The sequence below is a fragment of the Bacillus sp. AFS001701 genome (assembly GCF_002559405.1).
Classification (GTDB): domain Bacteria; phylum Bacillota; class Bacilli; order Bacillales; family Bacillaceae_G; genus Gottfriedia.
Map to the genome: position 1 here is coordinate 1 of NZ_NTZO01000079.1, position 8,382 is coordinate 8,382.

The window sequence follows — 8,382 nt, forward strand, 5'->3', positions numbered from 1 at the left end:
AAAAATGGAAATAAAATAAATTAAAATTAGAAAATTTTCTTTATAAACGAAAGTATAGGTGTTGTCACCACATATTTTTAAATCTTTCGGTGCCGCTCAGGTGAATCATTTTACCTAGGTCGCCCATTTCCCTCTATTTCCCGAAGGAGTAAAGTGCCCTCCGCTACAATCAACTCAAATGATTAAAGCTACATATGAAAACAATCTTTCTATATAATGTTTGTTGTAACACGACTTCCTTAAAGATATTAGTTTAAAAATCAAGCAAATTTATCGTTTTTGCGGTATTTTTCCACGAGATACGTTGCGTATTGATTTGCTTCTTTAACATTGCCTTTTTCCATGTGAAAGTCGAACAGCTTTATCGAATAATGTTCAATTAAAAGACCATATGCCATTTTCTTGAAATAAGGAAATGCTTCTTTTTCAAGGTAATAGTAGTATTTTTCTTCAACGTTTTGAAGCTTATATTTATGTAAGTGAAAGGAATGTTTAAAGATTGTCTCGTTTAGTTCTTCAGAAAGAGCAATACCCTTTTCGGCCAATTTGAGCAATTCTTCGGTTGATTTCAACCCTTGTTGCGTTAATGCCTTTATATAGCCTTCCAAAGCAGCTAAGTAAATTTCGGTATGTGTGTCACTTGTATCCATAGATTGTTTATAGTATTCACTAGCTGTTTCATATTTTCCTTGGCAAACTTTTTGGTATGCAAGATTATGGGTCAGAATTGCTTTTTGATGGTCTAATCTAAAGTTTTCCGCCATTTCGATTAATTTTTGATATTCTGTATCTTTTGATTCGCAATACTCGTCCTGTTCTACTTGGATTAGCATAAGCATTTCTGCTTCAATCATACCTGTAATACTGCGTATTTCTGTGAAAAAGCGCAGAGACTTTTCGGCATAATAATAAGCCATTACTCGTGAATTGAGAGAATGATAGGCAACAGCCAAATGATAATAGTACTCTTGGTTGTTGTAATAGGTTAAATCGATCCCTTGAAAATAAGAAATTGCGTTATAAAAGTCCTTATTCATTAAGCTATTAATCCCTTTAATGTGAAGAAGCATGCTGTTTTCATATGGTGAAAGATCAGACCATTTTTCCATTTCATCGATTAGAGATTTAGCTTGGTGATCCAGCCCTATTAATAAATAATATCTCGTAAGTACGAGCGTATAGGAACGATAAATAACTGGCATTTGTAGTAGAGAAATTGCCTCTAATTGTTTCTTAATACTCTTAGCCTTTGCATTCAGTTTTAAAATGATCGATTCATGCCATTTTTTTAAAAGGGAATCTAGGTCAAAGTAAGTATTAATTTCTGTTTCCATTTCAATGCAAAGGCGCTTTGACAGCAAGTCTATCGTTTCTTTAGAGACTTCTGTTAATCCTCGTTCAATTTTGCTTATATGTGTACTTGAACAGATGCCAATTCCTAAATCCTTCTGCATCATGTTCTGACGTTCACGATAGAATTTGATTATTTGTCCCTCTAGCATGGTGAACACCTCTCTTTATCCTGCTACTATGAAGTTTTTGTTCGTATTTACTAAATAAAACCCAAATTCTATATAATACAATCGAGTCTCTATGGTTAATTTTAATAATAATCTTGATTTTTTCAAACTTTTTTTAAAATTTCAAAAGAAAAATTAGGTTAAAAGTCCTGTGTGAAACTCCAATTACGAACACTATAGGGAGTACGATATTCTTTGAAGTGCAGTTTGGAGATAATTTTTACAAGCTTTTCGGAAACTACACTGATGAAGATATGGATCATTCGGCTGAATCCGTTGATATCTTTGATTGGAAAGAGTTAGAGGAAGAGAAACGTAATTTATTAATTAGACGTAAGGAGGATAAGAATAATTAATCCTTCCAAATTTTATAACTAATTGATCAAGTATGAAGCAATTTTTCGAACTTCTCCTCCTATGCTAAATCTCGTTCCTCTTAATGGTGGTATCATGAAAGTTCAACTCAATATTGATTTAAAACCACGCCCTCAGTTTGGAAATACGAAGGCTCGAATATGAGAGTGGTATGATTCGTATGGTCATTTAATACAATATCGCTATTGTTGGGAAGAAAAAAGTGATCCTTCAGGAAATATTTGTTCTTTTGAAAATGAGCACAATCATGGTGTAGCAACAGATCCTCACCATACACATCCAGTAATTTATGACCGAAAACCATGTGACAATAACTATAATGTTCGTTCGGTTGATGACTTTTTAGATTTTGTATCACAGTACATATTGACTGGTAAAACTATGTATCTCCAATTCTTAATCCCACATTGAATAGGTGAAAAATCCCCCTAATAGAGCTTCTAAATACATCGAAAAAAAGAAAGAACATTTCTTTTTCTGCTAAAGGTGCTTTGAATCTGCTCAGAAGACTTTAATTTAATAAAGCTTTTTTTCAAAGCATATATATGATACTAGTAAAAATAGGTTAAAAGTGAATAATTAAAAGTTGATTTCACTGTTGTTAAATCAACACAATGAAAATAATAGAAGAGGGGAGATTTATATAATTATTGATTGCCATTTTCATGTGGATGAATCCATGTTAACTTTAGAAAAAATGATAGAGGGGATGGATCAAAATAATATAGCAAAAACTGTTCTAATCCCTCCTATGAGTGAAACAATGTTTGAATCGGATAGTACCATTCAATATCATATTCAGCGATTATTCCGTTTTCTAATACTTAATACACCTCAAATTGGGCATAAAATCTATGATGGTCTTGTGAAAGATGGTTATTTTAATCTTTATGGTAACACATATAAGATTTTTACCGAGCCGCAAAATGATATCGTGGCTACTGCAATTGCAAGATTTCCAGATCGTTTTCTAGGTTGGGTAGCAGTGAACCCTATGATGCCTAATTTTATGGAAGAAATAGAATACTATCTTAAAAACCCTAGTTTTATTGGAGTAAAGGCTCATCCATTCATGCATGGTTATAGTATTAAAGCTCTTGAACCAGTTGCTGCTTTATGTGAATCAAAAGGTGTACCTATGATTATTCATCTTTCTTCTGAGATTGACTCCTATAAATATCTACCTGAAAATTTTCCTAAACTTAAATTAATTTATGCTCACGCGGGTCTACCATTTTGGAAAAAACTATGGAAATACGTTAAGGATCAACCAAATGTATATGTTGATACATCAAGTGATTATCTCAATCCGTCAATTGTAAAACAAGCGGTAGATGTATTAGGTTACCGTAAAGTGCTTTTTGGCTGTGACGGACCATATGGAATGAAGACATTTAATGAATATGACTATTCGGACAAGAAAAGCTGGATTGAATCACTTCTAATTCCTGATAACCAAAGGGAATACATACTCGGAAAAAACTTTTTAGGATTAATTGAATAAGGAAAATTTCCTTATATAATATGAAGGCAACAATAAGTCAAAAAAAGGTCTACCAAAATCGGTAGACCTTTCTTGTTTCTAATTATTTAGACTCAATAATCGTTTTATTAATAACATCTATCACATAGTTTTTTGTGTTTTTGTTGATCGAACCACCATCACCTTTAAAGATTGTGGATTTAGTAGTATCAGTTGGTTCAATGTGAACTGGTACTATTGTCTGACCTTCGTTTAGTTTAAAAGATTGGGTGAAATTCATCTCATTATCAACAGTTACTTTTTCCCCGTTGATCGTGAGGTTAGCTCCTTTAATAGAATTCCCTTTGACAGTTAAAGTTGAACCATTCACATCAATTTGGCTAACTACAAGTGGCTTATCAATCCAGCGTAAAATTGTATCTTGGACAGTCATTTTGTTGCCACCTTGATTTGAAACAACTATTTTCATATCGGTTCCAGTCGCACCGTAACCATAGTAACTAATATCGTCATCAGATGGATCAGATGGTGTATGGTCTGCTAACCCTTCATGATCCCATGTGTTGTCTCTTGTGTATTTGTAAGTAATTTCAGTTCCTTCTTCAAGCTCAACTGTATATTCCCAATCTGGTGTAACTGCACCATTTCGGCTCATTGACCATGCACCTGTATTCCAACCATTTAAGCTGTTAGGTATATTCATTTGTGCTGACAATGGCGTGTCATTTGGTGCATGCACCTTAAAGGTGACTTGTACCATGACAATATCTGGTGTAACAGTTACAGTATTTGAGTTCACATAGTTTCCTGCTTGATCAAAGACACGGATTTGGTAGTTATATGTTGTACCGTTTGTGACCTGATAATCACGGAAGGTAGTAGCGTCCCCATTTACTGAAGTAAGTATATGACCGTCACGATAAATGACAGATTTATATGGCTGATCTGGCTCCGTAAGTTTCCAGTTCAAGTTAACCTGACCAGATTCTTGAATTGGTGTCTCCAAAGTGACTTTACTAGCAGGGGGAGTAGTATCTAAAGTGCTACGTGTATAATTCACTTCTTTTGTTTCAGAGTATACCCATGTATTTCCTAAATCAGATGTAAAGGCCATTCGGTATTCATAAATGCCAGCCTCTAATGGTGTGAAGCTACCTTGAAACTCATTAGCTTGATTTTCCTGAGACTGACCATTATATAGAGCATTGTATGATTCCCAAGCAGTCTGGCCTTTCATTCTTACTTGAAGCTCGGCCGTAATTCCTTCAGCTGGACCTGTTTCTGTTGCACCTTGTAAGTAGAAAGTTGCTTTAACAGTAGAATTAAGCGCTAAATTCAGCTCCTGGTTGTTTAAGGCTGTCATGTTGGACACGCTAGCTTTGCTAACATCGTAATGAGGCACGAGACCAACAGAGACTGCAGGTTCAGATTCGTTCCCATTTGAATCTACAGCAGTTACAGAAAAATAGTAGTTACGACCATTATTTAAATCTGAAATGGTTACAGTATTGTCCGTAGTTTCTTTTACTTTTGTCCATAATCCACCAGCAACAGTTGTTTGATAAACATTGAATTTTGTGCCAGTTCCTGTCCAGCTTAACGTAATATGTTTAGAGCCTACAGTACCGATTACATTTTTAACTGACTGTGGATTTTTCACGTCATTACTAGAAAGTAACATTCTTCCTGACTCAGCAGGTACGGTCAATGTTAACTTGCCATCCTTCACTGTAGCAGCGTATTTTTTATCTAATTGATCTTCTAGACGAATTCCGTTTGCAATCAGATTTTTTGTGTCAACATCAACAGTTTGTGCAGTTTTCCCTCTGTTGATGATGATAAGAGCTGATTTTGTGCCTTTAGTACGAACATAAGCTAATACATCGTTTTTAGCATAAACATGGTGAAGATCACCATGACTAAATAGATCGGAATTATTACTACGAATTTGACCAATAGTTTGATAATGTTTAATCAAATCTTGGTTTTCATTTCCCCATGGATACGTACGGCGATCATCTGGATCTTTTGAACCTGTTTGACCTGCTTCATCTCCATAATAAATGGTCGGCGCACCAGGGTAACCCATTTGAAGGATAGAGGCTAGCTTTAATCGTTTCACACCTTCATTGTAATGATAGTTCGGATCTTGTTCAGCTCTGTTATAAGTATCTGTTCCGTTGCCGAGTAAGAATATAGCTCGTGCAGTATCATGAGATCCCATTAGATTCATGAGAGCATAAAAAGCTTCCTTTGGATAATCCTCTTGTACTGCAAGGAGTGAGTTTTGTGCATTTTCCGCATTACCATTCTTTAAATAATCTAGTACGGCACCTCGGAAACGATAATTCATTACAGAGTCATATTGATCTCCTAAAAAGTATTTGGAAGCATCATCCCAAATTTCTCCTAAAATAAGTGGTTTTTCATCTTTTTGAAGAGTTTGTCCGGCACCAGTCATTGTCTTGGATTTAATTTCTTTTCGGAATTCCTGCCAGAATGCGCTGTCTACTTCATTCGCTACATCTAAACGCCAACCAGAAGAACCGCGATCAATCCATGATTTGCTTACAGAGTCTTTATCATACATGATATAGTTAGCTAATTCAGTGTTGTTAAGTTCACTAAGGTGATCAACCTTTGAACCTTTCTTTGATTCAAATACTGGGAGACTGTCATAGCCCCACCAACCTTCATACTTATAATGTTCTCCAGTTGAAACACCATTTACTTTTTCATTTGGGACTTTAACATTTTCAATATGGAACCAGTTTTCAAAACCGTATGGGCTAAATGATTGGCCTTCGGAGATAAATTGCTTTTTCGCTTTCTCTTTAGCAGAAGCCTCGGACAATTTTTCATTATTCATTAAATCATAAATACGAGACCAATATTCATATGCACCTACTGTATTGTATTTGTTATAGCGGTCAAAATAGATTGAATCGTCTGAGACGTGATTAAAAACACCGTCCAAAATTAAATGCATATTACGTTTTGCTAATTCTTTTGTGAAATCCTTAAATTCCTTTTCTGAACCAAACATCGGGTCAACTAATTTGTAATCTGTTGCATCATATTTATGGTTAGATGGTGCAAGAGCAATCGGATTTAAATAGAGTGTGTTGACACCAAGTGATTGAAGATAATCAAGCTTAGATTTAATTCCAGCGATGTCTCCACCATAAAAATCATTACTAAACTCTCCGTCTCCAGTATATGATCCAGTTCCTTGTTCATAAGGATTATCAGGTAAGCTTGTCCAAGAAGCGGGATGTTCGATTGGCTGACTACCACGAGCTCCAACTTTATCCTTTACATTGTCATTGGACTTGTTTCCGTTAAAAAAGCGATCGGGGAAGATTTGATAGACTATAGCTTCTTTCATCCAATCTGGCGTTTGATAATTAAGGTCATATACTGTCAGTTGGAAAAGGCTTGCATTTTTATCTACTGCTTTTCCAGTATGACCTTCTTGTGTATCTTCTCCATATTCAGCTGTTGTATCTTGATCTCTGACAATGAACTTATACCCATGAATCCCTTTGTCTGTTGGCGTAAACGTAGCTTCCCAGTATTCAAGGTCACCTTTGCCATTTGTATTTGACCAGCCTACATTCTTCATAGCCAAGACCTTTGTTGTGCCAGAATTATAGTTTTTTACATAAAGGCTCGCACTTGTCAAATCTCCTTTTTTAGCCGATATCCGGAAAGTGACAGGTGTCTTTTCTGGAACGGCACCAAATGGCTTTTTGTATACTTGGTCCCATGAATCATGATAGAGGGCATTCTGATCAATCAAGCCATCAGAGCCTGTTGGTTTATAATCTGTATACACTTCTTTTGTTTGGTTATTAAAGAAAAATGTAATAGTAGATTCAGAGAGTACAGTTATCTTCAGATTGGCAGTAGGGTAGGACTCGCTCCAATCTTTTCCTAGTACAATTTTGTATTCGTAAGTACCACTTGGCACTTTTGTAGTAAATGAATAGATATGTTTGAAATGATCATCTTTTAAAAAGGCTGTTGAATCAGCTGGGCTCCAAGCAGATCCTGCATTAATAGCAGGCTGAATCGTTCCAACAAGACGTGGTTGTTTTTCCTCTGCTATAGGAGTGTAATGAGTGCTATCAGTAATTGAATGAGTGTTATCATTATAGTAGAAAGTGACATCCTTTTGTTCGGATAGTATTAGTTTCATGTTGTTGCCGCCAGGATTTCCGCCTTCACCGTAATTTTCTGACCAGTTTCCACCAATGGCGATTTTGTATTCATATTCACCAGCCGGTAAAGTACCAGTAAATGTATAGAGACCATTACCTTTATACACCATTTCAGTTTGGTGTGAAGATGGGTCCCAATCACCTGAATTTCCTAACAACTTTTGAAAGCTTCCTACAAGTACAACTTGTCTAGCTGTCGTTTCTGCTGCTTTTACATTTGTAAAAAATCCCGGAAACATCTGGAGAACTAACCCTAATACAGTAACAAGCGATAAAATTGATCTCTGTTTTCTCCTCATGAAAAAACCCCTTTCTCTTTCTAAGTTAGGAAAACGTTTATACAAAAGATGCAATAAAAATATGTATGTAGGTAATGCTTACTTATTGCAAACGTTTGCACAAATTGTTTTCAAAATAATTATATCTTTTTATTAACACAAATCAATGGAAAATAGCAAAATAATACAAATTTTCTGAATTGTGGACACTTAATGTCAGTCACAGATAGGGCTCATATAAATAATGTTAATTGTCCTTTTTTCGTTGGGGATTAGGTAATTAATCATAGTTTCAGACGATTTAAATAGAAAGTAGGGTTCGGTCTTCATATATTAATAAAAATAAAGACAATTGCAGTTTCAAAAAATGGGAGCTTGTCTGTCTTTTTAAGTAAGGTGCAATTCCTAGTATTATAACAGCAGTTTCCATCGTATTATTTAATGAAACAACTTTATTTAAATAAGTAAATATTTTCTCGAATATTTTAGTTCACTAAATAAAA

At 35.1% G+C, this 8,382-nt stretch carries 4 protein-coding genes and 1 pseudogene; 3 read left to right on the plus strand and 2 right to left on the minus strand.

From position 1 onward, the window contains the following. Positions 1-260 precede the first annotated feature (260 nt). A complete protein-coding gene (locus CN514_RS06490; protein WP_098231894.1) occupies positions 261-1,502 on the minus strand; it encodes a helix-turn-helix domain-containing protein in 1,242 nt (413 codons plus the stop codon). Between the two features lie 218 nt (positions 1,503-1,720). On the opposite strand from CN514_RS06490, the gene CN514_RS25570 reads away from it, so the two are divergent. The 3 genes and pseudogenes from CN514_RS25570 (at position 1,721) to CN514_RS06500 (ending at position 3,399) form a co-directional block, all read left to right on the plus strand. Then, positions 1,721-1,876, plus strand: a complete 156-nt coding sequence (locus tag CN514_RS25570; protein ID WP_176525815.1) for a hypothetical protein — start codon at positions 1,721-1,723, stop codon at positions 1,874-1,876. Between the two features lie 178 nt (positions 1,877-2,054). After that, positions 2,055-2,306, plus strand: a pseudogene (locus tag CN514_RS26785) (toxin-antitoxin system TumE family protein); the annotation flags it as partial. Between the two features lie 268 nt (positions 2,307-2,574). Next, positions 2,575-3,399: an amidohydrolase family protein gene (locus tag CN514_RS06500; RefSeq protein WP_098231896.1), complete on the plus strand. Its 825-nt coding sequence runs from the start codon at positions 2,575-2,577 to the stop codon at positions 3,397-3,399. Positions 3,400-3,481: 82 nt separating this feature from the next. Here CN514_RS06500 and CN514_RS06505 read toward each other — a convergent pair whose 3' ends face one another. Continuing rightward, a complete protein-coding gene (locus CN514_RS06505) occupies positions 3,482-7,900 on the minus strand; it encodes a pullulanase X25 domain-containing protein (RefSeq protein ID WP_098231897.1) in 4,419 nt (1,472 codons plus the stop codon). Positions 7,901-8,382: the final 482 nt, after the last annotated feature.